The organism is Mycobacterium sp. (assembly GCF_032159775.1).
Lineage (GTDB): Bacteria > Actinomycetota > Actinomycetes > Mycobacteriales > Mycobacteriaceae > Mycobacterium.
Window position 1 is genome coordinate 1 of the sequence record NZ_JAVHWK010000120.1, and the last position, 26988, is coordinate 26988.

Below are 26988 nucleotides of genomic sequence, written 5' to 3' on the forward strand. Positions count from 1 at the left end.
ACGGGCAATCCACCACCTGGCGGATCACACTGCCCAAGCTCGACGCGGCGAAATTCGATGCGGCGCTGCAGTCCCACCAGGATGCGTTGATCGCCGAGTGGAAGCGCGATCACGACGACGACCGGCCCTCACCGAATCGGCCGCCACTGCCCGGCACGGGCGACGCGGGTGATCAGCCGTCGGCTTCGTCGTGCCCTCGAGCATCGTCATCGCACGTGTGCGGTGCCCGGTTGCGGCGCCACTCGTGGTTTGCACGCCCACCACATCCGGCATTGGGAAGACGGCGGCCCCACCGAACTGGTCAACCTCGTCCTGGTGTGTCCGTATCACCACCGACTGCACCACCGCGGCGTCATCACCATCACCGGGCCCGCGCACAGCCTGACCGTCACCGACGGCGAGGGACGACACCTCAGCGCCGGATCGATCGCCCGTCCACCGACGAAACCCCCGCCGGCCGTGCTGCCGTACCGGGGACCTATCGGCGAACGCGCCGACTGGTGGTGGTACGAACCCTTCCAACCACAACCACCGCCCACCAACAACTGAGCGCAACCCCACACCGGTGCGCCCCTTCTCGGCGTGAACCACCAACGTGGCGTCCGCCACATTCCGGAATTAACGGGCACACCGATGGGTAGTTGTGTGTGGCAAATCCGCTCTAGATCTGGGCGCAACCTCGCGAAGCAACTGACAGGAGAATTGCGTCCAGATGCAGTCTGTCCGCACGATCAATGAGCCACACGCCAGGACCTCTCGTGCCCTGGTCGACCCGAATACGAACCGGCATTATTCAAGGACCTGCCGATGCGGCAACGGGTACGGCTTCGGCCCGACGACCAACCGGCCACAGCACACCGAGAGAGTGTTCCGTGTGACACCCAAGGAAGCCACGCGATGCTGACCAACCTCATTAGCCGGCTGGCGACGTATTTCGACCCGTACGAGCTACCTGACGACGCCGACCTGCTCGGTGAAACTGAACGACAGTCGGCATACCGGCGCCGAGTCCTCTAGCTCCGGTTGCGGAAGTACTTCTTGTAGGCCTCGGCCGATGCACGCAATTCCGGGTCGGCCTCGAACTTGGGCTCGAACTTCGCCCATGCCGCTTCGCGCTTGGCGGGGATGTATTCCGTCGGCCAATACGGATGCTGTTGCGGTGAGTACTCACGCAGCACGCGCCGCGCGACCGTGGCCTTGTGCACCTCGTCGGCGCCGTCGGCCAGCCCCATCGTCGGCGCGCTCGCGTACATCGCCTGCAGCGGGGTCAGGTCCGTCGTGCCGAGCGAACCGAGGATGTGCAGGGCGTTGAACGACACCTCCCGCAGCACCTTGGCCATGGTGAACTTGACCGTCGCGATGTCGGTCCTGGCATCCTTGGTGCTGGAATTGTCGATCTTCCAGGCAGTTTCGAGGACCAGCAGCCGCAGCATCCGAATGGCGGCATAGGAGTCGGCGATCTTCTCGGCCACCATCTGGTGCTCGGCGATCACCTTCCCGTGCGACTCGCGCGACAGCGCACGCTCACACATCATGTCGAAGGCGAGCTTGCATTGCGCGATGGTGCGCATTGCGTGGTGGATGCGGCCGCCGCCAAGCCGTCTCTGCGCCAGAGTCTTGGCGCCGTCCTCGGGGCCGAGCAGGTGGTCGAGCGGAACGCGGACGTCCCGGTAGATGATGTGGTTGTGGTTGCGCGGCTCCGGCTGCATCTCCACACCCGGGGTCGTGCGCGGCACCACGAACATCCCGTTCGTACACATGACGAAGAGGATGTCGGCGACGCGGCCCGCCGACGTGAACCACTTCTCGCCGTTGATCACCCACTCGTCGCCGTCGCGCACGGCCGTGGTGGTGAACAGGTTGGGGTCGGAGCCGCCCTGGGGCTCGGTCATCGAGTACGCCGAGAACATGTCTTGATTGAGCAGCGGCTCCAGCCACCGCTTCTTCTGCTCGTCGGTGCCGAAGGCGGCGAGCATCTCGATGTTGCCGGTGTCGGGGGCGGCGGCGCCGAACATCTGCGGAGCACCGGAGTAGCGGCCGATCACCTCGTTCAGCAGCCCCAGCTTGAGCTGACCGTAGCCCGGGCCGCCGAGCTCCTCGTCAAGGAAGAGCGCCCACAGCCCCTGATCCTTGATCTGCTGCTGAAGGCCCCGGACATAGGCCTTCACTTTGGGATCGGGTGAGCGCACCGCGTAGGGGAAGACGAACTCGAGCGGCTCGACCTCCTCCTTGCAGAACTCCTCGACCCAGTCGAGTTTCTTCTGGAAATCCGGATCAGTCGAGAAGTCCCAAGCCACGCTTTAGGATTCTGCCCCACTGACCTGTACAAGTGCATCGACTGCGACAACACCGCGGCTCGACGCAATAACCGGGTTGGCCTCGACAGCATCCAGAACGTCGCCGATTTCGACCGCCATCTGCGAGAACGCCACGATGACCCGCGCCAGCGCCTCGATGTCGACCGGCGGTTGGCCGCGCCAACCGGCCAAGAGCGGACTGATGCGCAGGCCGTCGAGCAATCTTCTGGCGCCTTCATGCGATATCGGCGGGCAGGCCACCACCCGGTCGGCGAGCAGTTCGACCAGAATGCCTCCCGCCGCGACGACCAGCAGCGGTCCGAATGCGGGGTCGCGGACCATGCCCACCGACACCTCGACACCTGCGGTGACCATCGGCTCGACGGTCACCGCACGCCCCAGCCGATCCGCCATGGCCGCATACGCCTCCCGCAACGCAATCTCGTCCCGCAGGTCGAGCGCCACCCCGCCGACGTCGCTCTTATGCAGCGCGGCAACCGTTTTCAGGGCGACGGGATAACCGACGGCGGCTGCGGCCTCGAGCACGCTCCCGACCGAGTCGGCCGTTCGAACGTCCACCACAGGCACGCCGTAATCGGTCAGCAGCTCGAACGGTGCCGTCCGGCTAGCCAGTCGACCGGCCCAGCGCGCCCGCCGCACTGGATCCATTTCGGGCTCGGCTCGGTCGACGGGCAGCGGCCAGCGCGCGAGGTGGTTCAGCGCCGCCAGCCCGCTGCGGGCGCTTTCCAGCACCGGAATCCCGCTGCCCCGCAATTGTTGCGCGGCGGCCGGGTCGATCGCCGACGCAACCGAGGCCATCACCGCGATGGGCGCATCGGTGTGCTTGGCGACATAGATGACGGCATCGGCGTAGGCGGTGTCGCCGTCGAACTCGGTGACCAGATCGACGGCGAGCGCAGTGACGGCGACTGCCGGGTCGTCCGCGATCGCTCGCAGGCAGGCACCGAAGAGGTTTCGGGTGTCGGCACCGGTGCCCCACACATCCAGCGGGTTGGTCGCTGCCAGCCCGTCGTCGAGCATGCCGCCGATGGTGGCCAGCGTGTCAGGAGCCAGGTCGGCGAATCCGACACCGAGCTCGTGCGCGAGGTCGGCAACCAGAGCACGCTCGGCCCCCGAATCATGCACGGTCGCAATGGCCCCCGACTTTGCCCTACGCCCTGCCGAGAACAGCTCGATGGTATCGCTGAACTCGGCGAGATCCCCGACGTGCACCGCACCGGTAGCCGCGCAGAACGCGTCCCACGCCGCCCGCTCCCCTGCCAGCGCGCCCGAGTGCGCAGCCACCATCGCACTGCCCCGCGGCGAGCCACCGACGGTAAGGATCACCACCGGCACGTCCTGCTCGGCGGCGCGCAGGAGGGCGTCCCGCAGCCGGGGAACAGAGCGCGGCGTTTCGAGAAGCAGTCCGATGATGCGTGTTTCGGGATCGTCCAGCGCATAGTCGACGTAGGCGGCGGTGTCGGTGACGATCTCCTGCCCGGACGACACCGCAAGCCGGAAACCGAACCCGCGGCGGGCACGCAGCAGCGTGGAGAACGCCGAGCCGGAATGGGTGATGAGGCTGACCCCACCGTCGGCCAACGGATCCGGCTCGAGGTAGCCCAGGGCGCGCACTCCGAGCGCGTTGTTCACGAAGCCCATGCAGCCGGCCCCGCATACCGCCATTCTCGCGTCGGCCGCGATGCCCGCGATCTGATCCTTGCGTCCGTGCGCAGACCCGAACAACACGGCCGACTTGGCGCCTGCCGCCGCAGCCGCGGCCAACTGGTCGGTCACAGCAGCGTCGGGGACGCCGAGCAATGCCACGTCGACGGGCTCGTTTACGTCGGCGATCGTTGGCACGCAGCGTAATTCGCCAATCCGGTCATACCTCGGATTCACCAGATGAAACCGCGCCGAGCCCCGTTGCGCCTCGATGATCATCCGCGAGCCGAAGCTGTCCGGGCGCGGGCTGGCGCCAACCAACGCCATCGACCGCGCGCCAAGCATCGCGGCGACGGCCTCGGAGCGGGAACTCATCGAGAACGGCGGAACCGCCGCGATCCCTTCTTCTTATCTGCCAGCGCCGCCCTGGCCGCCTGCCAGCCGGGGATGCCGCAGACGCCGCCGCCGGCGTGCGTGCCGGAACTGCCGTTGTACAGGCCCGCGATCGGGGTGCGGTAGTCGGCATAGCCCGGCGCCGGTCGCATGTGGAACAGCTGCTCCAGCGACAGCTCGCCGTGGAAGATGTTGCCGCCGATAAGCCCGTACTCCTGCTCCATTTCGTGCGGTCCGACGATGTCTCGGTGCAGGATCGACGATTTGAAGCCGGGCGCCACCTGGTCGTAGAGGTCGATGAGCCGGTCAGCGTACGCGTCGAGCTCCTCGGTGTGCGGCGCATCGGCCCAGTCGGCGGGCACCCACTGGGTGAACAGCGACATGATGTGTGTCCCATCGGGATTGAGCGTCTTGTCGAGCGTGGTAGGAATGACCCCGTCGCTGAACGGCAGCAGTGCCGGCTTGCCCCCGCGGGCCTCCTGGAACGCCGTCTCGATGAACTCGACGCTCGGTGCCATCTCGACAGAGCCGGTGTGGTGCTCGGCCTGACCGTGGCTGGGGTCGGCGGTGAAGTTGGGCAGCTCGCCGAGCGCCAGGTTGATCTTCACGACGCCGCTGCGGGTCTTGTAGTGCTCGATGTCGGCGACGAAGTCCGCGGGCAACTCGTCGGCGGAGAGCTGGTCGAGGAACGCGGTCTTCGGATGCAGCGTGGTGACCACCAACGGCGCGTGGATCTCGTCGCCGTTCTCCAGCACCGCGCCGTCGATCCGGCCGTTGCGCACCAGCATCTTCAAAACCCGCGCGTTGGTGCGGATTTCGGCACCGAAGCTGCGGGCGGATTTCGCGATCGCCGCCGACACTCCGCCCATGCCACCCTCGGGGTAGCCCCAGCTGCCCAGCTGGCCGTCGCCGACGTCGCCGATCGAGTGGTGCGCCATCACGTAGGCGGTGCCCGGCTCGCACGGGCCTGCCCATGTTCCGATCACCCCGTTGACCGCCAGAGCGCCTTTGATCTGAGGTGATTCAAACCAGTCGTCGAGCAGGTCGGAGATGCTCATGGTGAGCAACCTGGTGACGTCGCCCATCATCCGGGTGGTCATTCCGCGCTGGCTCCAACCCAGCTTGGCGAGGTCGAGCAGATCGCTCGGCCTGCGTGAACCGATGTTGGGCGGCACCTGCGTCAGCAGCGGGCCCATCACATCGGCGATGCCCTCGAGCCACCCGTTCCACTTCGGCCAGGTGTCGGCGTCCTTCTTCGACCATTTCGCAATCTGTTCGTGGGTGCGGGCAGGGTCGTCCTCGAATATCGTCAGCGATCCGCCCTCGGGAAACGCCTGGTAGTAGGGCCCCATCGGATGCACCTTGTAGCCGTGCCGCTCGAGTTCGAGGTCCTTGATGATGGTCGGCGGCATCAGGCTCATCACGTAGGACAGCCGGGTCACCCGAAGGTGCGGTGCGTCCTCCCACGGAGACTCGGTGGTCGCCGCTCCGCCGAGCGTGCCGCGAGATTCCAACACCAATGTCTTGGCGCCCGATCGGGCGAGATACGCCGCGGAGACCAATCCGTTGTGGCCGCCGCCGATGACCAGCGCGTCGTATGTGTTCGTCATGTAGAGCCCTACTTCCACGCCTCGAAACAGCGTCTTGACTGACTGTTCAATCTAATCAAGTGATAGGCTGGAAACAAGTGGCAACGCTGCGACGACGAGGGGGAGCACCACGCCATGGCTGAACCTGCACCCGCGACGGAGAACAACGAACCCCGTCGCATCGAAATGCTTCGTGCGGCTGCCGAGCTCATCTGCGAGCGGGGCTTCGGGGACACCCGCATCGCCGACGTCGCCAAGCGCGCCGGGGTCAGCTCGGCACTGGTCATCTACTACTTCGGTACCAGGGACCGGCTACTGGTCGACGCGCTGCGCCACTCCGAGGAATCGGGCTACGAAGCGATGGAGCAGAAGCTCGCCGAGATCTCGTCTCTGCGTGAACGGCTGTCTCTGCTGATCAAGTGGACCTGCGTGCCGGAGGCCGACAACGAGATCCCGGGTGCCTGGGGTCTGTGGTTTGACTTGTGGGCACAGGCATTTCGGCACGACGAGGTCAAGGCGGGCCGGGTCGAGCTCGACGCGCGCTGGCGCGCGATGATCGCCGATGCGGTGAAGTCCGCCGCCCCGGACATCGACGTCGACGTCCGTACGTTCGCGCTCGAGTTCTCCGCGCTGCTCGACGGCCTGTCCATCCAGGTGGCGCTGGAGGACCCCGAGGTCGACTCCGCTGTGGCCTACGACGTTGCGATGCGGTTCGCCGAACGGGAACTGAACCTGCCCGCCGAGAAAACGTCGTCGGTCAAGAAGGGCTGAGTACGCGGAAGTCATCCGCGACGGGGTCGGCGATGACCGGCGCCGAACTCCGGTGCAGGACGCGCACCGCGTCGTGCGTGCAGACGCAGTTCACCAGCTCCCCCGGTTGGTGGCTGACGGATCCGGGGCCGGAATGGTTGGGCACCTCGACGATCAGCGCCATGGGCGCGCCGACGTCGACGTGCACCTGTGTGCAGTGGCCGAGGTAGACCACCTGCGAGACCACGCCGGCGATGGCGTTGTGCCCGTGCCCGACCGGCTCGTCGGCGCCCTGCACCGTGATGCGTTCGGGCCGGATGACGATGGCCGCCTCACCGGGCTTGGCCGCACCGTCCTCGACGGCAGCCCCCAGCCGGGTGTCGAGTGCGGAGCACACCGCCGAACCGTTCGCCGTCTCGAGCACTTCGGCGTCGAAAATGTTGGCAGCGCCGAGGAATCCGGCCACAAACGTGGTGGCGGGCGCGGAGTAGATCTCCTGCGGCGGCCCCACCTGCTCGATGCGCCCCTCGGCAAGGACCGCGATCTGGTCGCTCATCGTGAGCGCTTCCTCTTGGTCGTGGGTGACATAGACGAATGTGATACCGACCTCGCGCTGTACGGCGCGCAACTCCAGCTGCAACTGCTTGCGCAGCTTGGCGTCCAGCGCACCGAGCGGCTCGTCGAGCAACAGCACCTTCGGGCGCAGGACGAGCGCCCGCGCGAGTGCCACGCGCTGCTGCTGCCCGCCGGACAGCTGGGCCGGACCCCGCTTGGCGAAGTCGCCCATCCGTGCCAACTCGAGCGCCTCTCCGACGCGCCTCTTGGTCTCGTCCTTGGAGGCCTTCTGGTACTTCAGCCCGAACGCGACGTTGTCCCACACCGTCATGAACGGGAACAGCGCATAGGTCTGGAAGACGGTGTTGACGGGTCGCTTGTGCGGCGGATCTCCCGCGACGTCACGGCCGTCGAGTTCGATGCGACCGGAGTCTGGTTTCTCGAAGCCGGCGATCATGCGCAGCGTGGTGGTCTTGCCACAGCCGGAAGCCCCCAGCAGCGAATAGAATTGACCGGCCGGGATGTCGAGGTCGATACCGGTCACCGCCGGCACCCCGTCGAACGACTTGACCAGCTGCTCGAGCCGGATCCCGCCGCCCTTCATCCTGGCCGGCCGATCAAGGAGCGACCGCCACCGGGGCGACCCGGGAAATGTTGTGGGCGAACCGGACGAAGTTGGCCGCGAACCGATCGACATCGTCGCGGTCGTGCTGAACCGAAAGCAGCCATTGCTCCACCTTCCCCCATGGCGGGAGAAACACCCCGCCATTGTGCTGCATCAGCCAGTGCAGGTGGCCGAGTCTGGCGTCGATGTGAAGGAAGTCGCGGAATTCGCGCACCGGCTCGCTGCGGAATGTCACGCACCCCTTGGCGCCTGCGGTGACGACGTGCCAGCCGAATCCGTGTTTCGCGATGGTGGCTTCCAGCGAGGTGCGCAGCCGGTTCGACAGCTCGTCGAGGTGTGCATAGGCCTCCGGCGTCAGCACATCGGTGAGTGTTGCCCTGGTGGCAGCCATCGCGAGCGGGTTGCCGTTGAACGTGCCCACCTGCTCGTAGCGGCCGTCGGCGATCGCCGACATCACGGTCTCGGTACCGCCGATCGCTGCGACCGAGATGCCGCCGCCGAGTGCCTTGGCCAGACACACCATGTCGGGCACCACACCGCTGCGGGCCGTGATACCGCCTGGCCCCGTTGTGAACCCGGTCTTCACCTCGTCGTAGATCAGGAATGCGCCTTCAGCGTGCAACAAATCGCGGATGACGGCCAGATATCCGTCGTCGGGCGGGATGATGCCTGCGTTCATCATCACCGGCTCGAGGATCATCGCGGCCACCTCCCCGCGGTGCTCGGCGAGCGCGCGGGCCACCGCGCCGGTGTCGTTGAACGGAACCACGATGACCAGATCACGGATCGCGGCGGGGATGCCGGAGTTACCGGGTACCGCGTTCGGCCTGTCCCGCGGTCCGACTTCGTCGGCCTCGGGCAGCACCGAGACCTGCACCGAGTCGTGGTGGCCGTGGTAGCACCCTTCGACCTTGATGATCCTGTCGCGCCCGGTCAGTGCACGAGCCAGGTGGACGGCGTCCATGGTGGCTTCGGTGCCGGAGTTGGCGAACCGCCACAGCGGCAGCTCGAAGCGGCGCGACAGCTCGCCTGCGATCCAGATGGCGTCCTCGGTCGGCTGCGCGAAATGCGTTCCGCGCCTTACTCGGTCGCTAACCGCAGCAACGATCGCCGGGTGGGCGTGTCCGGCGATGGCGGCGCCGTAGCCGCCGTGCATGTCGACGTATTCCGTGCCGTCGACGTCATACACCTTCGAGCCGAGGCCGTGGCTCATCCAAACCGCCTGCGGCTCGGCGATCTGCCAGTTCGAAGTGGCGCCTCCGGCGAGGTGCACGCGGGCCTCGTCGATGAGCTCGGAGCTGCGCGGCTGACGCCGCAGGAATATCTGCTCCTCGTCGGCGATCAGCTGGTCTACGGTGTCGGCCGCGCTGCTTGATATTTCGCCCGACACTACCGACGAAGACACGAGGAAACCTCCAGTACAGAACGGTTGACTGAGCATTCAGTCTATGCGAGAGTCCTACCAGCGACAAGCCGCGAAATCAACGGGGAGGCCCAGATGCCCGCACCCAGCGGACCGCACGACCACGGTCCGACTCGACGACAGTTCCTCACCCGAGCGGCGATTCTCGCCGCCTCGGCGCCCACCCTCGCCGCCTTCTTGCAGGCGTGTTCGAAGTCTGGGCAATCGTCCGGACAGCCGACCCTGACGCTTGCCGCGCCGGATCACCCGGTCAAGTGGGACATCGCCGACGACAACAAACCCATCGCCGATGGGCTCGCGCCGGAGAAGGGTGCGACGCTCAAGATCTACAACTACGCCGACTACCTCAGCCCTCAGGCCATGAAGAGCTTCGAGGATAAGTACGGCATCAAGATCGAGGTCTCGACCTTCAACGACGGCGACGAAGCTATCACCAAGCTGCGCAGCGGAGTCGACTTCGACATCTACAACGCCAACTACACCGAAATCAGCCGTCTGGTGGGTGGCAAGTTGCTCCGGCCACTGAACCACTCCTACATCCCCGACATCAAGAACGTCTGGCCGAGCTTCACCAACCCGTGGTACGACCAGGAGTGGCGCTACTCCGTCCCGTACACCATCTACACCACCGGAATCGGTTGGAGGACCGACCAGGTGCCCGCCGATATCGGCGCGCTGAAGAATCCGTACGAGTCGCTGTGGGATCCGCAGTACAAGGGCAAGACGGCCGTTATCGACGACTTCCACACGGCGATGGCCATGGTGCTACTGAAGCAAGGCATCACGGATATCAACACCTCCTCGGAAGCCGACCTGAAGATGGTCGGTGAGCAACTTCAGGCGCTGGTGAAGGCCACCTCGCCGAAGGTCACCATCACGATGTACAACGACCTTCCCGCCGGACAAATGGGCCTCGCACAGATGTGGTCGGGCGACATCATCAATGCGCAGTCCTACCTGCCTGAGGGCACAGGGCCGGAAATCCTCCGGTACTGGTTCCCTGCGGACGGCAAGGGCATGGTCGACAACGACATGCTGGTGACCCTTCGCAGCGGCAAGAACCCGGTGCTCGCACACCTGTTCATCAACCACATGCTCAATCCCGACGTGGCGAAGGAGAACTTCTCCGCCATCGGTTACCAGCCGCCACAGAATACCATCACCCCGGATTCGCTTGTGGCAGAAGAATTCATCCCCGAGAATCTGCGCTCGGCGATCGTGAAACCGGAGTATTTCGACACCGGCTACCGGCTGCTCGAGCTCGATGCGGCGAACGAAACCGCATGGCGCAACGTGTGGCAGGCCTTCAACGCCGGCGGATCGTAAGTACCAGTGGCGGTTCCGGTAGTCACCGCGCCGCCGCGGCAGGCTCCGCTGGACCGCCGGCGCCGCACTCGGCTGTGGGCGGTGCTGGCCGCACCCGGAATCGTCTGGCTGGCTGCGTTTTTCCTCTTCCCGCTCTACGTCGTGCTGTGCATCGTCTTCGGCCAGATCGATCCACTGTTCCGCACACCGATCCCGGTGTGGAACCCGCTGCAGTGGGATCCCACCCAGTTCACCTATGTGCTCACCCACATCGTCGGCGAGAACGGCGTCTACGGCCAGGCAATCCTCCGCACCTTCATCTACGTATTGGTCGCCAGCGCGCTCTGCCTACTCATCGCCTTCCCGGTCTCGTACTACGTGGCCCGGCTGTCCGGCAAGCGCAGAGGCCTGCTGCTGGCGCTGCTGATCGCGCCGTTCTGGATCAGCTACATGATGCGAATGTTCGCATGGGTCAACCTGTTACAGGATGACGGCCTGTTCAACAAGATGCTGAGCCTCGGCGGTCTGTTCACCCCCGGCGTGAAGTGGCTGACCGGCCAGCCAGTAGTGGTGATCCTGGGGCTGGTGTACGGCTATGTGCCGTACATGATCCTGCCGCTCTACGCCGGTCTCGACCGGCTGTCGACGCCGATGCTCGAGGCATCGCGAGACCTTGGCGCCGACCGGCTTTCGTCGTTCTGGCGGGTGACACTGCCGCTGTGCCGACCGACGATCGTGGCGGCGCTGCTGCTGACCTGCCTGCCGATGCTCGGCGACTACTTCACCAACGACATGTTGTCCGCGTCCCCGAAGACCACCATGGTCGGAAACCTGATCAACGACGGCGTGCAGGCGCCGGGACAGACCGGCCAGGCCGGCGCGTTCGTCATGCTGGTATTCCTCATCGCGCTGCTGCCGATGCTCTACTACCTCCGTTCGGTGACGCGGGGCAGCGAGGTGGCCTCGTGAGAAGGCCGGTGTCATGGTGGAACAACCCGTGGCGGCCACCCCGCTTCCTGATAGCCATCACCATCGGCTACCTGCTGTGGTCGCTGTTGCCGGTTCTCATCGCGGTGCTCTACTCGTTCAACTCCGGCCGATCGCGAACAACCTGGCAGGGCTTTTCCACCCGTTGGTACTGGGGTGACCAGACACTGTCGGTGTGGCACAGCGACGCGCTGCACACCGCACTCCTGCAGACCCTGAAGCTGGGCTTGATCGCGACACTGATCACCGTTCCACTGGGGACTTTGTTCGCGATCGGCATCGACCGGTGGCGCGGCAGGCTGCCCAACGGCGCGAACTTCCTCATGCTGCTGTCGTTCGTGCTCCCTGAAGTGCTGCTCGCCGTCGCGCTGCTGTTCGTGATCACTACCGTCGCGGTCCCCGTCCACCTCGGCACCACCGCGCAGGTGATCGGCCTCGTCACCTTCCAGGTGTCCTACCCTGCGGTGCTGGTTCGGGCCCGGCTGGCCACCATCGGACCTCAATACGAAGAAGCCGCAATGGATCTCGGCGCGTCGCCACTTGGTGCATTGCGCCGGATCATCATGCCCATGCTGATCCCGGCGATCTTCGCCAGCACTGTGCTGGTGTTCGCCGATGTCATCGACGACTTCGTGCTTGTGCGCTATCTGTCCGGCGACGCCTCCACCGAACCGGTCTCGGTGAAGATCTACAACACCGCCCGCGCCGCGCCGACGCCTGCGCTCAACGCGCTCGCCAGCCTTCTGTTGTTCGCCGCGTTGGCTGCCGTCGTCATCGGTTTCCTCGTGTACCGACGTTTGACGCGCGGGGACAGCACCGCCGATCGCGGCCTCGGTGGCTTCACCGGAGAGGCCTGATGAACTAAGCTGACTGTATGTTCAAACAGCATCCACCGGCTCCTCTCTCCGCCGACGGCGTCGCCGCGGCAATGGCTCCATTCGGCCAGTCCCGGATGCTGCCGCGGGAAGCCTATGTCGACCAGGCCGTCTTCGACTGGGAGCAGCACCACATCTTCTCCGGATGGACCTGCGTCGGGCACGCCGCCGACTTGGTCGCGGTCGGCGCACAAAAAGCGGTGGGCACCGGCGCCAACGCGGTACTTCTTGTGCGAGGCGACGACGACACGGTTCGCGCGTTCGCCAACACCTGCCGCCACCGCGGCCACGAGTTGTTGGCCTGCAACGCGACCACCAAGGGGCGCAGCATTGTTTGCCCGTATCACTCGTGGTCCTACCGGCTGGACGGCAGCCTGCGCAACGCGCCACATTTCTCGAAAGTCGAGGGTTTCGACGCCGACGAGTTCGGGCTCGCCGAGCTGAAGCTGGTGAACTGGCACGGCTGGTTGTTCGTCGACCCCAGCGGCGAGGACACCGACTTCGCCGACCATGTGGCGGGGTGGGAGGACATCGTCGCGCCATACCGGCCGGAGGACCTGACGGTCGTCGACCGGCATTCCTATGAGCTGGCCACCAACTGGAAGGTGATCGCCGAGAACTACCAGGAGTGCTACCACTGCTCGACGATCCACCCTGAGCTGTCTCGGATCAGCCCGCCGACCAGCGGCGAGAACCTGGACACCGAAGGCTCGTGGATCGGCGGCTGGATGTCGCTCATCGACGAGGCCGAGACGATGTCGCTGTCGGGGGCCAGCGGCGGGGTTGCGATCAAGGGACTCTCCGAGCACGAACTCCGCACCGTCATGTACGTCGTCGGCTATCCCAACCTGTTGGTCAGCCTGCACCCCGACTACGTGATGACCCACCTCATGACGCCGTTGGCCGTCGACCGCACCCACGTCGAGTGCGCATGGGCGTTCCCGAAGGAAGTGGCCGAGAAGCCGGACTTCGATCCGTCCTACGCGGTCGATTTCTGGGATCTGACCAACCGGCAGGACTGGGCCGCCTGCGAGTCGGTGCAGCGCGGCCTCACGTCACCGCACGCGCGGCCGGGACCACTCGCTCCCGACGAGGACGGCGTGTACCAGTTCGTCAGCCGGGTCGCTAAGGCGTATGCCGGCGGCGTGCCTCGGGGCCAGGTACCCCGTTGACGCCATCGATCGACTCGGCGTAGGTACCGACGACGAACGCCACACCCGCACCGGTGATGGCGAGCGCGTCGCGGTCGACGTTGTCGACGGTGTCGCCTGCGAGGTGGTAGTTGCGGTCAAACGCGACCCCTGCGGTGCCGCCCCACAACCGGGCCTGCACCTGCGTTTTCCGCTGTGCCGCACCGGTTGTCGCGCCGCCGATCGGGATGCCCGCGTCCAGGAACGGGCTGTAGTCGCTGGCCTTGCCGAGCGGCATGTCGGCAGGGCGGATGCCTGCCAGGTTGAGATACCCGGCCAGGGTGCGCTCGATGCCCGCGGATCCTACGGGCACGGTGTCCGCCGCGACGGCCGGGCTCGGCTGACCGGACTGGTCGCCGTCGTAGGTGAAGAACCCTGCGTTGGGTGAACCCAGCGCGTCGAAGTCGAGGTACAGCGCGATGTCGCCCCGCTGGTCACCGTTTAGGCTGGCGACGTACTTCGTCGATCCGGCCAGCACGGCTTCCTGCGAACCCCAGAACCCGAACCGCACGGCGTTGGTGATCTGCGGCTGCGATCCCAGCGCGGCCGCGGTTTCCAGCAGCGCCGCCACCCCGGTGCCGTCGTCGTTGATGCCGGGGCTCTTGGCCACGGTGTCCAGGTGCGCCCCGGCCATCACCACGTTGCGGGTGTCGCCGGTCTTCGTCTGGGCCACCACGTTTCGTGACTTCACCATGGCGGCCGTGGCGTCCAGTGTGAGCAGCACGGCTGCGTCGGTGCGGCGCAGCGCCGCGTCGGCGTCGGCGCCTATCACCCCGACCGGTACCTTGAGCGCCTGGTAGTAGCCCGGTGTGAACAGGCCTCTCGGGCTGCCGGATGCGCCGGGGTCACTGACGACGAGAAGTCCGAGCGCGCCCTCTGCGACAGCGACGTTCTGCTTGTCGACGATCGAGCATCCCGTGTCGTCGACGACGGCGATGGCGTTCGTCATGCGCTTGGTGCCGTAGTCGGCGGCGGCGCAACCCGCGGATTTCTGCGGACGCTCGGTGGGTGCCCTCAACCCGCCCGTCCTGGTCGGTGTCAGCAGTGACGCCTGGTCAATGGCGTAGTCGCGACCGGACGCGGTCAGCCTCGGCCTACCGGGGCTCGTCACCGCGAGCCGTTCGAATTCCGGCGTTGAAACATCGAACCCCTTGTCGCGCAGCGTCTTCGCGACGTAGTCGACGCTGGCGTCGTAGCCGGGCGTGCCGTCCGCGCGGGATCCGTTGTTCGCGTCTGCGATCTCCTGCAGCTTGCGCAGGTGGACGAACATGGCATCGACACCGACCCGGTCGGCCAGGTCGCGGCCGAGGTCCCGGGACGGTTGCGGCGCCGATGAACAACCGCCAAGCAGTAGCGCTGCGACGACGAGCGGCACTGCCGCCCGATGTCGCCGCCGGCGCGGCTCTGCCGCCTGCACCCTCACGACTTGCCGAGTACGTGCCGGGTGCGGTCGTCGCGGACCGGCACACCGTTGCGGCCGCGTTGATCCTGCGCGTAGATGCCGACGACGTAGCCGACCCCGGCACCGTTGATGCCGAGCGCGTTCCGATCGACGTGGTCCACGGTGTCGGTTTTCTTGTGGTAGTTCGGGTCGAACGGCTCGTTGGCCTTTCCGTTCCACAGCTCTGCCTGTTGCGGGGTCATCTTCTCCTCGGCGCCGGAGAACAAGCCGCCCGCGGGAACTCCCGCCAGGGTAAACCCCTCGTAATCCGAGCGACCGTCGAACCCGGTGTCCTGCGCCGTCTTTCCCTCATCCTTAAGGTACGCGACGAAGTCGCGTTCGATGCCCGCCGAACCCTCCGGCACCCGCGGAGTGGCATCTCTGGGGTTCGGCGCGATCGACTGGTCACCGTCGTAGGTGAGATAGCCAGGGTTCGGCGAGCCCAGCATGTCGAAATTCAGGTAGAGCGCGATGTCCTTGAGCTGGTCCACATTCAGCGACTGGACGTAGTTGTTGGAACCCTTCAGCCCGAGTTCCTCTGCGCCCCAGAAACCGAACCGCACGGCGTTCTGCACAGCAGGGGACGGTCCCAGCTGTAGCGCGGTCTCCAGCACCGCGGCGACGCCGGAGCCGTTGTCGTTGATACCGGGGCCCTCCGGCACGCTGTCCAGGTGGGCGCCGGCCATCACCACGTCGGCGGTGGAGCCGGTCTTCGTCTGGGCGATCACATTGCGGGTCTTCTCGACGCGAACTCCCGCGTCGAGCCGCAGCGTGGCCTCACCCGGCGCGGCACGCAGTCGCTCACCGGACGCCTTGGTGATGCTGATGACCGGGATCTTGGGATTCGAATCCTCGCCGAGTGTGCCGCCCATCTCGTCGCCTTCGTCGTTGTTGGCGACGATCAGCGCGACCGCGCCACGCTCGGCTGCGACCGCCTGCTTCTGCGTGAACTGACAGGTGCCACGATCGACCAGCACCAACGCACCCGTCACGGGCAGCCCGTCGTAGTCGGACGCCGTGCAGCCTGGTGAGTCCTCGACGCGTGCCGCGACCAGCGGTCCGGAGACACCCTGCTGCGGCGTGCCGATGGTGAACTGCAGCGGCTTGGCCTCGATGGACGCGCCGCCGACGCTCAGGTGCGGATCCTCGGCGAAGGGCAGGCGCACCTCGAACTCCGGTGTCTGGACATCGAACCCTTTGTCGCGCAACCTGTTCGCCACATAGTCGAGGCTGGCGTCGTAACCGGCGGTGCCGAGCGCGCGGTTTCCGTCGTGCGCATCGGCGATCTGCTGAAGTTTCTCCAGGTGCGCCATCATCGCGTCGGCTTTGATTCGGTCTCGCAGCGTCGACGCGAATTCGGCCGCCGCGCCGGAGGCCGCGGGCGACGCAGGTGGGTTGGCGGCCTCCTTCGCCGGCTTGTCGCTGCAGCCGCCGAGCGCAGCCACCACCGCCACGGTCGCCAGCGCAGCGGACATCGCACGCGATTTATGCCCCATTGCTCCCACGTTAGCCGGTGCCGAACATGTCATGCGTCCCGTCGGTTGACGGTGACCAACGCCGCGACGAACAGGACCGCCGCCACGCCCGCGAAATAGACGATCGACCCGAGGAGGCCCCACGGCATCGCGTAGTACGGGTAGAGCCACGTCACGTCGATGAACCTGAAGGCGTTGCCGAAGGGTAGGTACGGGCCGACCTGGGTGCTGATGTTGGGCATGTTGCCGAGCAGGGGCTCGGCCACCAGCGGCCACAGCAGGAGCACCGCAACGGCGCCCGCCGAGGCCCGAAAGAGTGCGCCGACGGCGACACCGACAACCGCGGCGAGCGCCGCGTACAGCGCGATCCCACCGACCAGCCGCCATTCGAGGTGCGAATGCGCCACCACGATCGAGGCGGCCACCATCACCGCGGCGTAGAAGCTGGAAAAGGCCGCCGCCACAGTCGCTTTGGCGGCCAGCACCAGGGTCCGGTTCGGGACCGCCATGAAGGTGGTGCGGATCAGGCCGCTGCGGTACTCGTTGGTGACGGTCAGCGCCGAAAGGATCATCAGCACCGGTACACCGAACACGGCCACACCCATGGCGGCCTTCTGCGGCTCGAGCGGGCCGGGGCCGTAGACGGTTGAGGCCTGGACGGCGGCGAGCCCGAGGCTCAGCACGGCCACCGCGATCGCCGCCCACAGCGGCGAACGGGTGGTGGTGAGCTTGACGCGTTCGGCGTTCAGCACCGCTAGCGCGCTCATGTCGCCGCCCGGTACTGCACGGCCTCGGCGGTGAGCTTCATGTACGCGTCCTCGAGCGACACCTGCTGTGAGGTCAACTCGTGCAGGGTGATTCCGTTGCGCGCGGCGAGCTCGCCGACCACCTCGCTTGCCACTCCCCGCACCAGCAGTGCTGAGGCCTCCGCATCGTCGTCGACCCCGACCTCCGCATCGGAGAGCACTTCGCGCAGCCGGTCCAGCTGCGGGCTTCGCACCCGGACGGTGTCGGCGCGGCCGACGAACTCGCTGACCGTCGTCGACGCGATGAGCTTGCCGCGACCGATGACCACCAGCCGGTCTGCGGTGTTGGACATCTCGGCCAGCAGGTGGCTGGACACGAAGACGGTGCGGCCTTCGCCTGCGAGGGTGCGCATCAACGTGCGCACCCACCGGATGCCTTCGGGGTCCAGTCCGTTGACCGGCTCGTCGAACAGGAGCACCGGCGGGTCGCCGAGCAGTGCGGCCGCGATGCCCAGGCGCTGGCTCATGCCGAGCGAGAGCGTGCCCGCCTTTTTGGCCGCGACCGTGGCAAGCCCGACCATGTCGAGCACCTCGTCGACGCGGTTCGCCGACAGCCGGTGCGTGGCGGCGATCCAGCGCAGGTGGGCGCGCACCGACCGGTTGGGATGGGTCTGCCTGGCCTCAAGCAGCGCACCGACGTGCCGCAGCGGATCGGTCAACTTCCGGTACGGCTTACCGTCGATGGTGGCGGTGCCCGTCGTCGGATGATCCAGTCCGAGGATCATCCGCATGGTCGTGGTCTTGCCTGCCCCGTTGGGGCCGAGAAACCCCGTCACCATCCCTGGCTCGATGGTGCAGGTCAGGTCGTCGACTGCGCGGGTGTCGCCGAATACCTTGGTGAGCCCGGCCAATTCGATCATCGCGCCCATTCTCAGCCCACCTGCTCGACGATCAGGCCGGCCACGGCACGCATGCCCGCCGCATTCGGGTGCGCGGGGAAGGGACGTCCGGGGAGGGGCAGGCCGTATCGTGTCGGCTTCGTCGTCCACGGGTCCGTCGACCACGCGTGATGCGAGCGGCTGGCGTCGGATGCCCGGACCAGCTCGCATCCGGTCTCCGCGGCGGCTTCGAGGGTGAGTCGCTCGAGGGTGGCCGCGACTCGGCGGCCGAGTGCGGCATCCACGCCCGACACCGGCGAGGCGTCTTCTCCGGCGGGCGGCAACACGGTCAGGTAGTCGACGAACAGAACGCGCGCGGCGGGCGCCCTGTCGCGCACCGTCTGTCCGACGGCGTGTAGTGAATCGGCGACCTCGACCAAAGCACGGTCACGGGCCGTCGGGTCGAGCAGCTCCCGAAGCCGACCACCGAGTAAGGGCACCGAACGCACCGCCCGAGGCAGGGCTGCCGCCGTCAGCATCGGTATGTAGCCGACGTCGTTGCCGCCGATCGTGATCGTGACGAGCTCCTCGGAGCCGTCGAGCGCGTCGATCTGCGGCGGCTCGCCGTTCTGCCGGTCGGTCAGCACATCGGCGGTGGTGGCGCCGGAGTAGGTCACATCGACCAGATCGAGGCCGAGCCGCTGCGCGACCAGGTGCGGGTAGTTGGCCGCCGATCGCGCTGCCCGCACCGGCGCAGCCTTGTCACGGGGTGCGATGCCAGGCCCGGCGGCCATCGAACTGCCGAGTGCCACATACCTTTTCGTCATAGGGACGGACTGGACGGCTGCGCCCAGAACCGCTTCGGGATCCGGCCTGCCTGACGCGCGAGGTAGCCGGCGCTGACCGCGGCGGCCATCGCGGCGGCCATCATGGGCGGGTCGGCGGCCCTGGTCACCGCGGTGGCCAGAAGCACGGCGGCACAGCCTAATTCCATCGCTAGCGCCGCGTCGCTGGCGGTCCCGATCCCCGCGTCGAGGATCACCGGGACGCCCGCCTGCTCGACGATCATCTCGATGTTGTGCGGGTTGCCGATGCCGAGGCCGGTGCCGATCGGCGAACCCAGCGGCATCACGGCAGCACAGCCGGTGTCCTCCAGCCGGCGGGCCAGCACCGGATCGTCGTTGGTGTACGGCAGAACGACGAAACCGTCATCCACCAATTGTTCTGCCGCTCGAACCAACTCGATGGCATCGGGCAGCAGCGTGCGCTCATCGGCGATCACCTCGAGTTTGACCCAGTCGGTCTGCAACGCCTCACGGGCCAGCTGTGCGGTCATCACGGCTTCTGCGGCACCTCGGCACCCCGCAGTGTTGGGTAGCGGCGTGATGTTCAGCCGGTTGAGCAGGCCGAGCACGCCGGTGCCGCCTTCGGCGTCCACCCGGCGCATCGCAACGGTCGTCAACTCGGTTCCCGACGCCAGGAGCGCCTCTTCTAGCACGGCCAGGTTGGTGGCTCCGCCGGTGCCGAGGATCAGCCTCGAGCCGAACTCGCGGCCCGCGATCGTGAGCTTGTTGTCAGCCACCCTGCACCGCCGTCACCACTTCCAGCCGCGCACCGTCGGTGAGCGTCGTCTGCCAATCCGATCGCGGCAACACCGTCCAGTCCACCGCGACCGCAATGCCTTTCTCCGGGAAGCCGAGTCGCTCGATCAGGCCCGCGACAGTGGTCTGGTCGTCCACCTCGACGGGTTTGTCGTTGACGATGATCTTCATCGCACCCTCACTAAGTCGGCATCGGGCATCGGCGCGCCGCTGAGTTCCCCCGCGATCGCTTCCGCGGTCCACGGTGCCAGTAGGAAGCCGGACCGCCCGTGTCCCGCGGCCACCAGCGTCCGGTCGTCCAGTCGCCCGACGATCGGCAGGTTGTCCGGCGTCATCGGCCGCAGGCCCGCCGCGCATTCACCGAATTCGTACTCACCGAGCGCAGGCATGATCGTGCAGGCATAGTCGAGCAGCTCGCGTACCCCCCACACCGCCGGTGCGGTGTCCCGGCCGTGTTCGTACTGGGTCGCCCCGACCACGACGCCATCGGGACGCGGCACCAGATAGATCTGTCGGCCGTGTATGCGAGCGCGAATCGCCCTCTGCGGCACAGGCATACAGCCAGGCCGCCATCGCAGCCGCAACACCTCGCCCTTCACAGGCCGAATCGGCAGGTCCGGCCACAACGCAGGCGCGTCGATACCGTTGGCGATCACCCGCACGTCCGCGTCCACCGTCGCGAGATCGTTCACCGGCGGCGCCCACTGCACACCGAGCCGCTCACAATGGTCCGCCAGCGCACCGACCAACGCCCTATTGTCGACCGCAAGCTCCGTCTCAGCCAGGAAGCCATGCCGAATCCCTTGGGCGAGAGCCGGTTCGACATCGCGGGCGGTTGACGTGAACGCCACGGGGTGTCCCTGCTCGGACAACCAATTCCCGATGGTCTTCAAGTCGGCGGCGTCGGCGCGGTCGAAGGCGACCACCAGCGAACCGTGTGCGGTGATCACGGTGTCGGACAGCCCGTCCAGAAAATCGCCGTGCCAGAACTTCAGCGAGGCCAGACCCAGCGCCAGCAGCCGCTCCTCGCCGGGCCAGCCCTCGCTGTGCGGCGCAAGCATGCCCGCCGCCACCCAGCCTGCACCGGGCTCGTTGGTCCGGTGCACGCGCACGGTCCAGCCGTCGAGCGCTGCGCGGCGCGCGACCGACAAGCCGATGACGCCGCCGCCGATGACGGCAACCGATCCGATCGAGTGCATTCCCCTCCCTTCGCCGGCATGACCCGGATCAGGTTCGACGGTAAGGGCAGGTTGCGCGTGCCCACTCTCAGTCCCCGGTTCCCGGGACTCCCGTGTCGACGCCCCACATTACTCTCGCGGGTGTGCATCACCCCTCCGACCGGCTGACCCGGCTTGCGTCGGCGACGCTGTATCTGTGCACCGACGCCCGACGGGAACGCGGTGATCTGGCCGCCTTCGCCGATGCGGCGCTGGCGGGCGGGGTCGACATCATCCAGCTGCGGGACAAGGGCTCGTCAGGCGAGAAGCAGTTCGGACCGCTGGAGGCGGGCGACGAGATCGCTGCGCTCGAGGTGCTCGCCGACGCTGCCCGCCGCCACAACGCGTTGCTGGCGGTCAACGACCGGGCCGATATCGCCCGTGCGGCAAGCGCCGACGTGCTGCATCTGGGGCAGGACGACCTACCGCTGCCGATCGCCCGCGACATCGTCGGACCGCAGACGCTGATCGGCCGCTCCACCCATGACCGCGATCAGGCCGCCGCCGCGGACGCCGAACCGGTGGACTACTACTGCGTCGGGCCGTGTTGGCCGACGCCGACGAAGCCCGGCAGGCAGGCACCCGGTCTCGACCTCGTCAGAACGACCGCATCGGCAGGCACGGACAAGCCGTGGTTCGCGATCGGCGGCATCGACGAAGAGCGTCTGCCGGAGGTGCTCGACGCGGGTGCGCGCCGCATCGTCGTGGTGCGGGCCATCACGTCGGCAGAAGATCCGCAAGCAGCGGCGAGCCGGCTCAAAGCTCGGCTTGCAGCAGCGGGATAGTCGCCGCGACAGCGCGAAGCTCGGCCCAACTCGCCGCGAACCCGGGATGCAGCGGCAACGCCGCGACGTCCTCCTCGGCCACCCAGCGCAGTTCGGCGCTCTCCCGGTTCGGCACGGTCTCGAGCTCTTCGGGGGCGTCGGCGATCACGGTGGTGTAGGTCCATTGTCGTCCGCTCGCCGTCGCGGCGGCGGTGACCACGGTCTTCCGCACGACCAGCTTGCCTGCTTCGAGTCCGGCCTCCTCATGCGCCTCTCGGACGGCGGCCTCCTCGGCGCTTTCGTGGCTGTCACGCGCTCCCCCGGGCAGTCCCCAGGTGCCGCCCTGATGACTCCACGGCGCGCGGTGTTGCAGAAGCACGGCAGGCGAACCGTCGGGACGTGGCGCGCGAAGAAACAGACCCGCCGCGCCATGCAGACCCCAGTACGCCGCCCCGCTGTCGGTCATCACCCAGCCGTCGCCGTCGCCACGCACCCGTTCAGCTTAGGGAACACACCGAAAACCAGTGCGCCTCGAATGCCCACACGTCACTCGAATAACTCTTAGAATTCTTTTATAGATTTGGAAGCAGGTCAGAACAGAAGCCGGAAAGAGCAGAAAAGATGAGGTCCGGGCACCCGTGACTGTGGAGCTGGCGCATCCGTCGACCGAACCACTCGCGTCGCGGTCGCCGACAACACCCGCGCATCCGCGCTGGTGGTTTTTCTGGACGACTCCCGGCCGAATCCTGACCATCGGCGTCGTGCTCTCCGGGCTGGTGATCGCCAGCGCGTTCGCCACATCGACCACCGTCAACGACCGTCAGCAGGCGTTGACCACCGTCCTCGAACACACCGAGCCGCTGGCGTTCGCGGCCGGCCAGCTCTACACCACGCTCTCGGTCGCCGACGCCGCCGCAGCGACGGCCTTCATCGCAGGCGCCGAGCCACGCGACGTCCGGCAGCGCTACGAACAGGCGATCACCGACGCAGCCAGCGCCGTCACCAGGGCGTCGAGCGGGCTGACCGACGAGCCGCTGGTGCAGCTGCTCGGCCGGATCAACGCCAACCTCGCGGTGTACACCGGTCTTGTCGAGACCGCGCGCACCAACAACCGGGCAGGCAACCCCGTCGGCTCGTCGTACCTGTCCGAGGCGTCCTCGCTGATGCAGCAGACCATCCTGCCCGACGCGCAGAAGCTCTACGAGGAGACCTCTGCACGGGTGGACAAGGAGACGACCGCATCGACCCGCATCCCCGCGCCGGTCATCCTTGTCGTGCTGGCGACGCTGCTGTTCGGCGCGTTCGCGAACCGCTGGCTGGCCCGCAGAACCCGCCGCCGCGTCAACATCGGATTCGTGGCGGGCGGGATGGCCGTGTTGATCATGTTGATCTGGGTGTTCACCGCGTTGGTGATCTCGACCATCGACAGCCGCAGCGCCAAGAACACCGCAGCGGAATCCCTCAAGACCGTCACCACCCTGGCGATCACCGCGCAGCAGGCACGAGCCGACGAGACCCTCTCGCTGATCCGGCGCGGCGACGAGAGTGTCCGCAAGCAGTCCTACTACCAGCGCATCGACACGATGCAGCAAGAGCTTTCGGAATACCTGGGTCGCGATGACGCGATCGACAAGGGGGATCTGTCCGACGCCGAGCAGTTGTTGCGCCGCTGGCGCGCGGCCGACGACCGGATCAGCTCCTACATCGCGGTCGGCAACTACCAGGCGGCGACCCAGGTCGCGCTCGGCCGCAGCGAGGACGACGCGACGCCTGCCTTCGACCGGCTGGACGAAGCGCTGAACAAGGGCATCGCCGAGAGCCGCGAGCAGCTGCGCAGCGACATCCTCAACGCCAGGCGGGTGCTGTCCGGGGCGACCGTGGGGGCGGCGGTGCTTTCGGTGGTTGCGGCGATCGCGGTGTCGCTTGGTCTGTGGCCGAGGCTGAGTGAGTACAGATGACGTTGCGGATGTTCTGCGTCGCAATCGCCGTGGTGACCGCGCTGGCGGGTTGCGGGCGCGCGGACGGGGTGGCACCGACGCCCACCCTGACACTGGCCCCCCCGACGCCGGCGGGCATGGAGGAGCTGGCGCCCGAGTTGGTGCTCCCGCAGGAGGACACCGACGACGACTGCAACCTGACGGCGAGCCTGCGCCCCTTCGGTGACCGTTCGGAGGCCGACGACGCCGTTTCCACGATCAAGGCCCGGGGGCGGCTCATCGTCGGACTCGACATCGGCAGCAACCTGTTTAGTTTCCGCGACCCGATCACCGGAGAGATCACCGGATTCGACGTCGACATCGCAGGCGAGGTGGCCCGCGATATCTTCGGCACCCCGTCGCAGGTCGAATACCGCATCCTGTCGTCCGCCGATCGCGTCACCGCATTGCAGAACAACCAGGTCGACATCGTCGTCAAGACGATGAGCATCACGTGTGAGCGCAAGAAGCTGGTCAACTTCTCGACGGTGTATCTGGTTGCCAATCAACGGATCCTGGCGCCACGCGACTCACCGATCGCCCAGGCGACCGACCTATCGGGTAAGCGGGTCTGCGCGGTCAAGGGCACCACCTCGCTGCAGCGGATCCAGGAGATCAACCCGTCGCCGATCGTCATGGAGGTGGTGACGTGGGCGGACTGTCTAGTGGCATTGCAGCAGCGTCAGGTCGACGCGGTCAGCACTGACGACTCGATCCTTGCCGGGCTGGTGGCACAGGACCCGTATCTGCACATCGTCGGACCCAGCATGAACGAGGAGCCCTATGGCATCGGCATCAACCTGCAGAACACCGGGCTCGTCCGGTTCGTGAACGGCACGCTGGACCGCATCCGCCGTGACGGCACGTGGAGCACGTTGTACCGCAAGTGGTTGACGGTGCTCGGTCCGCCGCCCGCGCCCCCGGTACCGAGGTATTCGGACTGATGTCGACGGCAGAGGAATTCGAAGGCCCTGGTACCCAGCCGGCGAGTCTGGAGGATCTCGAGGAATTCGACGTGGATTCGGCGTCGACGGTGCGGCCGATGGCGACCCAGGCCGTGTTCCGGCCGCACTTCGACGACACGGACGGCGCCTCGGTCGGCACAGCCGACACCGAACCCGAGGACCAGGTGACCGCGATGACGCGGGCGCTGTCACCGACCCGGCGGCTCGGCGGCGGGCTTGTGGAGATCCCGCGGGTGCGCGAGATCGATCCGTTGTCCGCGCTGATGACCAATCCCGTTGTGGCGGAGTCGAAACGGTTCTGCTGGAACTGCGGCAAGCCGGTCGGCAGGTCGTCGTCCGACGGTAGGGCGCTGTCTGAGGGCTGGTGTCCGCACTGCGGTAGCGCGTACTCGTTCCTGCCGCAGTTGGTGCCCGGCGATATGGTCGCCGAGCAGTACGAGATCAAGGGCTGCATCGCACACGGCGGGCTTGGCTGGGTGTATCTGGCCTTCGACCACAATGTCAACGAGCGGCCCGTCGTGCTCAAGGGCCTTGTGCACTCCGGAGACGCAGAGGCGCAGAAGATCGCGATGGCCGAGCGGCAGTTCCTCGCCGAGGTGACGCACCCGGGAATCGTCAAGATCTACAACTTCGTCGAACACCCCGACCAGCACGGCAATCCGGTCGGGTACATCGTGATGGAGTACGTCGGCGGAAAGTCGCTGAAGCAGGCCAGGGGTGACAAGCTGCCGGTCGCAGAGGGCATCGGCTACATGCTCGAGATCCTGCCCGCGCTCGGCTATCTGCACTCCATCGGGCTGGCGTACAACGACCTCAAGCCGGAGAACATCATGATCACCGAGGATCAGCTCAAGCTGATCGACCTCGGCGCGGTATCGCGACTCAATTCGTTCGGATACCTTTACGGCACACCGGGTTACCAGGCGCCCGAGATCGTGCGGACGGGTCCGACGATTGCCACCGACGTCTACACTGTCGGCCGCACTCTGGCGTCGCTGACACTCAACCTGCGCACCAGAAAGGGCCGCTACGTCGAGGGCCTGCCGGAAGACGATCCCGTGCTGACGGATTACGACTCGTTCGGCAGGCTGCTGCGCAGGGCGATCGACCCCGATCCGCGACGCCGGTTCGGCAGCTCCGAGGTGATGACGAGCCAGCTGCTCGGGGTGTTGCGCGAAGTGGTCGCGCAGGACACCCGGACGCCGCGGTCCGGTCTGTCGACGGTCTTCAGCCCGACCCGGTCGACCTTCGGCATCGACCTGCTCGTCGCGCACACCGACGTCTATCTCGACGGGCAGGTGCACTCCGAAAAACTGACGGCGCAGGAGATCGTGAAGGCGCTGCCGGTGCCGCTTGTCGACCCGACCGATGTCGGCGCACCTGTGCTGTCGGCGAGCGTGCTGAGCCAGCCGGTGCAGACGCTCGACCAGTTGCGCGCGGCCCGCCACGGTGCGCTGGACTCCGAGGGCATCGACCTGTCGGAGTCGGTCGAGCTGCCGTTGATGGAGGTGCGCGCCCTGCTCGATCTCGGGGACGTCGCCAAGGCCACCCGCAAGCTCGACGATCTCGCAGGTCGGGTGGGCTGGAAAGCGTCCAGCCGTGACGTTTCTCAGCAGTGGCGACTGACCTGGTTCCGCGCGGTCTCCGAGCTGCTGACTGCCGACTATGACTCGGCGACAAAGCATTTCACCGAGGTGCTCAACACCTTGCCCGGCGAGCTGGCGCCCAAGCTGGCGCTGGCGGCGACGGCCGAACTGGCCGGAAGCGCCGACGAGCGCAAGTTCTATAACACGGTGTGGTGCAGCGACAACGGCATCATCTCCGCCGGCTTCGGCCTCGCCCGCGCACAGTCGGCGAGCGGAGACCGCGATGCCGCAGTGCGGACCCTGGACCAAGTGCCCGCCACTTCAAGGCATTTCACGACGGCACGGCTCACCAGTGCGGTGACGTTGTTGTCCGGTCGCTCGATGACCGAGATCACCGAGCAGCACATCCGCGACGCGGCGCGTCGGGTAGAGGCGCTGCCCGATTCCGAACCGCGGGTGCTTCAGATTCGGGCCCTTGTTCTCGGCACCGCGATGGACTGGCTGGCCGATAACTCCGCCAGCACAAACCACATTCTGGGTTTCCCGTTCACCGAGCACGGACTGCAGCTCGGCGTGGAAGCCGCACTACGGGGTCTGGCCCGGGTGGCACCCACGCAGGCACATCGGTACGCGCTGATCGACCTCGCCAACAGCGTGCGACCGACGAGCACCTTCTAAACTCGCC

The 26988-nt window shown here is 66.8% G+C and carries 23 protein-coding genes, 1 pseudogene and 1 riboswitch; of the genes and pseudogenes, 10 read left to right on the forward strand and 14 right to left on the reverse strand.

Features of this window, described 5'->3' with window-relative positions; all coding sequences use genetic code 11:
- Positions 1 to 549, forward strand: a pseudogene (locus tag QOJ24_RS14720) (HNH endonuclease signature motif containing protein); the annotation flags it as partial.
- 464 nt (positions 550 to 1013) lie between these two features.
- Here QOJ24_RS14720 and QOJ24_RS14725 read toward each other — a convergent pair.
- The 3 genes from QOJ24_RS14725 to QOJ24_RS14735 are packed head-to-tail and all read right to left on the reverse strand — an operon-like array spanning position 1014 to position 5965.
- On the reverse strand, positions 1014 to 2297 hold the full coding sequence (locus QOJ24_RS14725; protein WP_526262391.1) for an acyl-CoA dehydrogenase family protein: 1284 nt from the start codon (positions 2295 to 2297) through the stop codon (positions 1014 to 1016).
- 3 nt (positions 2298 to 2300) lie between these two features.
- Complete coding sequence (locus QOJ24_RS14730) at positions 2301 to 4337, reverse strand: acetate--CoA ligase family protein (protein ID WP_526262393.1); 2037 nt, start codon at positions 4335 to 4337, stop codon at positions 2301 to 2303.
- On the reverse strand, positions 4334 to 5965 hold the full coding sequence (locus QOJ24_RS14735) for a phytoene desaturase family protein (RefSeq protein WP_526262395.1): 1632 nt from the start codon (positions 5963 to 5965) through the stop codon (positions 4334 to 4336). The genes QOJ24_RS14730 and QOJ24_RS14735 overlap by 4 nt, the downstream gene beginning before the upstream one ends.
- A 114-nt stretch (positions 5966 to 6079) precedes the next feature.
- On the opposite strand from QOJ24_RS14735, the gene QOJ24_RS14740 reads away from it, so the two are divergent.
- Positions 6080 to 6715 carry a TetR/AcrR family transcriptional regulator gene (locus tag QOJ24_RS14740; protein WP_526262397.1) on the forward strand — a complete coding sequence of 212 codons (636 nt, stop codon included), beginning with the start codon at positions 6080 to 6082 and terminating at the stop codon, positions 6713 to 6715.
- Here QOJ24_RS14740 and QOJ24_RS14745 read toward each other — a convergent pair.
- Both QOJ24_RS14745 and QOJ24_RS14750 read right to left on the reverse strand, forming a co-directional pair.
- The gene (locus QOJ24_RS14745; RefSeq protein ID WP_526262399.1) at positions 6702 to 7853 is read right to left on the reverse strand and encodes an ABC transporter ATP-binding protein; all 1152 of its coding nucleotides are present in this window, start codon (positions 7851 to 7853) and stop codon (positions 6702 to 6704) included. The two genes, QOJ24_RS14740 and QOJ24_RS14745, sit on opposite strands and share 14 nt — an antisense overlap.
- Positions 7854 to 7866: 13 nt before the next feature.
- The gene (locus QOJ24_RS14750; RefSeq protein ID WP_526262401.1) at positions 7867 to 9279 is read right to left on the reverse strand and encodes an aspartate aminotransferase family protein; all 1413 of its coding nucleotides are present in this window, start codon (positions 9277 to 9279) and stop codon (positions 7867 to 7869) included.
- A 93-nt stretch (positions 9280 to 9372) separates the two neighbouring features.
- On the opposite strand from QOJ24_RS14750, the gene QOJ24_RS14755 reads away from it, so the two are divergent.
- The 4 genes from QOJ24_RS14755 to QOJ24_RS14770 are packed head-to-tail and all read left to right on the forward strand — an operon-like array spanning position 9373 to position 13636.
- Entirely contained in the window at positions 9373 to 10623 is a 1251-nt protein-coding gene (locus tag QOJ24_RS14755) for a polyamine ABC transporter substrate-binding protein (protein ID WP_526262403.1), read from the forward strand.
- Between the two features lie 6 nt (positions 10624 to 10629).
- Positions 10630 to 11571, forward strand: coding sequence for an ABC transporter permease (locus QOJ24_RS14760; RefSeq protein WP_526262405.1), 942 nt, complete (start codon positions 10630 to 10632; stop codon positions 11569 to 11571).
- Entirely contained in the window at positions 11568 to 12446 is an 879-nt protein-coding gene (locus QOJ24_RS14765; RefSeq protein ID WP_526262407.1) for an ABC transporter permease, read from the forward strand. The genes QOJ24_RS14760 and QOJ24_RS14765 overlap by 4 nt, the downstream gene beginning before the upstream one ends.
- A gap of 17 nt (positions 12447 to 12463) precedes the next feature.
- Positions 12464 to 13636, forward strand: a complete 1173-nt coding sequence (locus QOJ24_RS14770) for an aromatic ring-hydroxylating oxygenase subunit alpha (protein WP_526262409.1) — start codon at positions 12464 to 12466, stop codon at positions 13634 to 13636.
- On the opposite strand, the gene QOJ24_RS14775 is transcribed toward QOJ24_RS14770, so the two are convergent.
- From QOJ24_RS14775 to thiO, 8 genes are all read right to left on the reverse strand, one after another.
- Entirely contained in the window at positions 13590 to 15077 is a 1488-nt protein-coding gene (locus QOJ24_RS14775) for a M28 family peptidase (protein WP_526262411.1), read from the reverse strand. The genes QOJ24_RS14770 and QOJ24_RS14775 overlap by 47 nt on opposite strands.
- Positions 15074 to 16591, reverse strand: a complete 1518-nt coding sequence (locus tag QOJ24_RS14780; protein WP_526262413.1) for a M28 family metallopeptidase — start codon at positions 16589 to 16591, stop codon at positions 15074 to 15076. Before QOJ24_RS14780 ends, QOJ24_RS14775 begins: the two co-directional genes overlap by 4 nt.
- A gap of 29 nt (positions 16592 to 16620) precedes the next feature.
- Positions 16621 to 17337: an ABC transporter permease gene (locus tag QOJ24_RS14785; RefSeq protein ID WP_526262415.1), complete on the reverse strand. Its 717-nt coding sequence runs from the start codon at positions 17335 to 17337 to the stop codon at positions 16621 to 16623.
- Complete coding sequence (locus QOJ24_RS14790; RefSeq protein WP_526262417.1) at positions 17334 to 18236, reverse strand: ABC transporter ATP-binding protein; 903 nt, start codon at positions 18234 to 18236, stop codon at positions 17334 to 17336. The genes QOJ24_RS14785 and QOJ24_RS14790 overlap by 4 nt, the downstream gene beginning before the upstream one ends.
- 11 nt (positions 18237 to 18247) lie before the next feature.
- Positions 18248 to 19021, reverse strand: a complete 774-nt coding sequence (locus QOJ24_RS14795) for an SGNH/GDSL hydrolase family protein (protein WP_526262419.1) — start codon at positions 19019 to 19021, stop codon at positions 18248 to 18250.
- The gene (locus QOJ24_RS14800; RefSeq protein ID WP_526262421.1) at positions 19018 to 19776 is read right to left on the reverse strand and encodes a thiazole synthase; all 759 of its coding nucleotides are present in this window, start codon (positions 19774 to 19776) and stop codon (positions 19018 to 19020) included. The genes QOJ24_RS14795 and QOJ24_RS14800 overlap by 4 nt, the downstream gene beginning before the upstream one ends.
- The gene (gene thiS / locus QOJ24_RS14805; protein WP_526262423.1) at positions 19769 to 19966 is read right to left on the reverse strand and encodes a sulfur carrier protein ThiS; all 198 of its coding nucleotides are present in this window, start codon (positions 19964 to 19966) and stop codon (positions 19769 to 19771) included. The genes QOJ24_RS14800 and thiS overlap by 8 nt, the downstream gene beginning before the upstream one ends.
- On the reverse strand, positions 19963 to 20994 hold the full coding sequence (gene thiO, locus QOJ24_RS14810) for a glycine oxidase ThiO (RefSeq protein WP_526262425.1): 1032 nt from the start codon (positions 20992 to 20994) through the stop codon (positions 19963 to 19965). The genes thiS and thiO overlap by 4 nt, the downstream gene beginning before the upstream one ends.
- Positions 20983 to 21098: riboswitch (TPP riboswitch) on the reverse strand. It overlaps the preceding gene by 12 nt.
- A 39-nt stretch (positions 21099 to 21137) precedes the next feature.
- Here thiO and thiE point away from each other — a divergent pair.
- The gene (thiE, locus tag QOJ24_RS14815) at positions 21138 to 21797 is read left to right on the forward strand and encodes a thiamine phosphate synthase (protein ID WP_526262460.1); all 660 of its coding nucleotides are present in this window, start codon (positions 21138 to 21140) and stop codon (positions 21795 to 21797) included.
- Here thiE and QOJ24_RS14820 read toward each other — a convergent pair.
- Positions 21769 to 22269 carry an NUDIX hydrolase gene (locus QOJ24_RS14820; RefSeq protein WP_526262427.1) on the reverse strand — a complete coding sequence of 167 codons (501 nt, stop codon included), beginning with the start codon at positions 22267 to 22269 and terminating at the stop codon, positions 21769 to 21771. The two genes, thiE and QOJ24_RS14820, sit on opposite strands and share 29 nt — an antisense overlap.
- A gap of 145 nt (positions 22270 to 22414) precedes the next feature.
- On the opposite strand from QOJ24_RS14820, the gene glnX reads away from it, so the two are divergent.
- Genes glnX through QOJ24_RS14835 form a run of 3 tightly spaced genes read left to right on the forward strand, consistent with a single transcriptional unit; the run spans position 22415 to position 26981 of the window.
- On the forward strand, positions 22415 to 23734 hold the full coding sequence (glnX, locus tag QOJ24_RS14825; RefSeq protein ID WP_526262429.1) for a protein kinase G-activating protein GlnX: 1320 nt from the start codon (positions 22415 to 22417) through the stop codon (positions 23732 to 23734).
- Entirely contained in the window at positions 23731 to 24696 is a 966-nt protein-coding gene (locus tag QOJ24_RS14830; RefSeq protein ID WP_526262431.1) for a glutamate ABC transporter substrate-binding protein, read from the forward strand. Before glnX ends, QOJ24_RS14830 begins: the two co-directional genes overlap by 4 nt.
- Positions 24696 to 26981, forward strand: coding sequence for a serine/threonine-protein kinase (locus QOJ24_RS14835; RefSeq protein WP_526262433.1), 2286 nt, complete (start codon positions 24696 to 24698; stop codon positions 26979 to 26981). Before QOJ24_RS14830 ends, QOJ24_RS14835 begins: the two co-directional genes overlap by 1 nt.
- Positions 26982 to 26988 lie beyond the last annotated feature (7 nt).

Bases quoted from the DNA above. Each gene is read 5' to 3' on its own strand.
- QOJ24_RS14730 (WP_526262393.1), bottom strand. From the start codon at position 4,337: ATGAGTTCCCGCTCCGAGGCCGTCGCCGCGATGCTTGGCGCGCGGTCG.
- QOJ24_RS14835 (WP_526262433.1), top strand. From the start codon at position 24,696: ATGTCGACGGCAGAGGAATTCGAAGGCCCTGGTACCCAGCCGGCGAGT.
- QOJ24_RS14785 (WP_526262415.1), bottom strand. From the start codon at position 17,337: ATGAGCGCGCTAGCGGTGCTGAACGCCGAACGCGTCAAGCTCACCACC.
- QOJ24_RS14770 (WP_526262409.1), top strand. From the start codon at position 12,464: ATGTTCAAACAGCATCCACCGGCTCCTCTCTCCGCCGACGGCGTCGCC.
- QOJ24_RS14795 (WP_526262419.1), bottom strand. From the start codon at position 19,021: ATGACGAAAAGGTATGTGGCACTCGGCAGTTCGATGGCCGCCGGGCCT.
- QOJ24_RS14830 (WP_526262431.1), top strand. From the start codon at position 23,731: ATGACGTTGCGGATGTTCTGCGTCGCAATCGCCGTGGTGACCGCGCTG.
- QOJ24_RS14780 (WP_526262413.1), bottom strand. From the start codon at position 16,591: ATGGGGCATAAATCGCGTGCGATGTCCGCTGCGCTGGCGACCGTGGCG.
- QOJ24_RS14755 (WP_526262403.1), top strand. From the start codon at position 9,373: ATGCCCGCACCCAGCGGACCGCACGACCACGGTCCGACTCGACGACAG.
- QOJ24_RS14790 (WP_526262417.1), bottom strand. From the start codon at position 18,236: ATGATCGAATTGGCCGGGCTCACCAAGGTATTCGGCGACACCCGCGCA.
- thiS (WP_526262423.1), bottom strand. From the start codon at position 19,966: ATGAAGATCATCGTCAACGACAAACCCGTCGAGGTGGACGACCAGACC.
- QOJ24_RS14740 (WP_526262397.1), top strand. From the start codon at position 6,080: ATGGCTGAACCTGCACCCGCGACGGAGAACAACGAACCCCGTCGCATC.
- QOJ24_RS14735 (WP_526262395.1), bottom strand. From the start codon at position 5,965: ATGACGAACACATACGACGCGCTGGTCATCGGCGGCGGCCACAACGGA.
- QOJ24_RS14745 (WP_526262399.1), bottom strand. From the start codon at position 7,853: ATGAAGGGCGGCGGGATCCGGCTCGAGCAGCTGGTCAAGTCGTTCGAC.
- thiO (WP_526262425.1), bottom strand. From the start codon at position 20,994: ATGCACTCGATCGGATCGGTTGCCGTCATCGGCGGCGGCGTCATCGGC.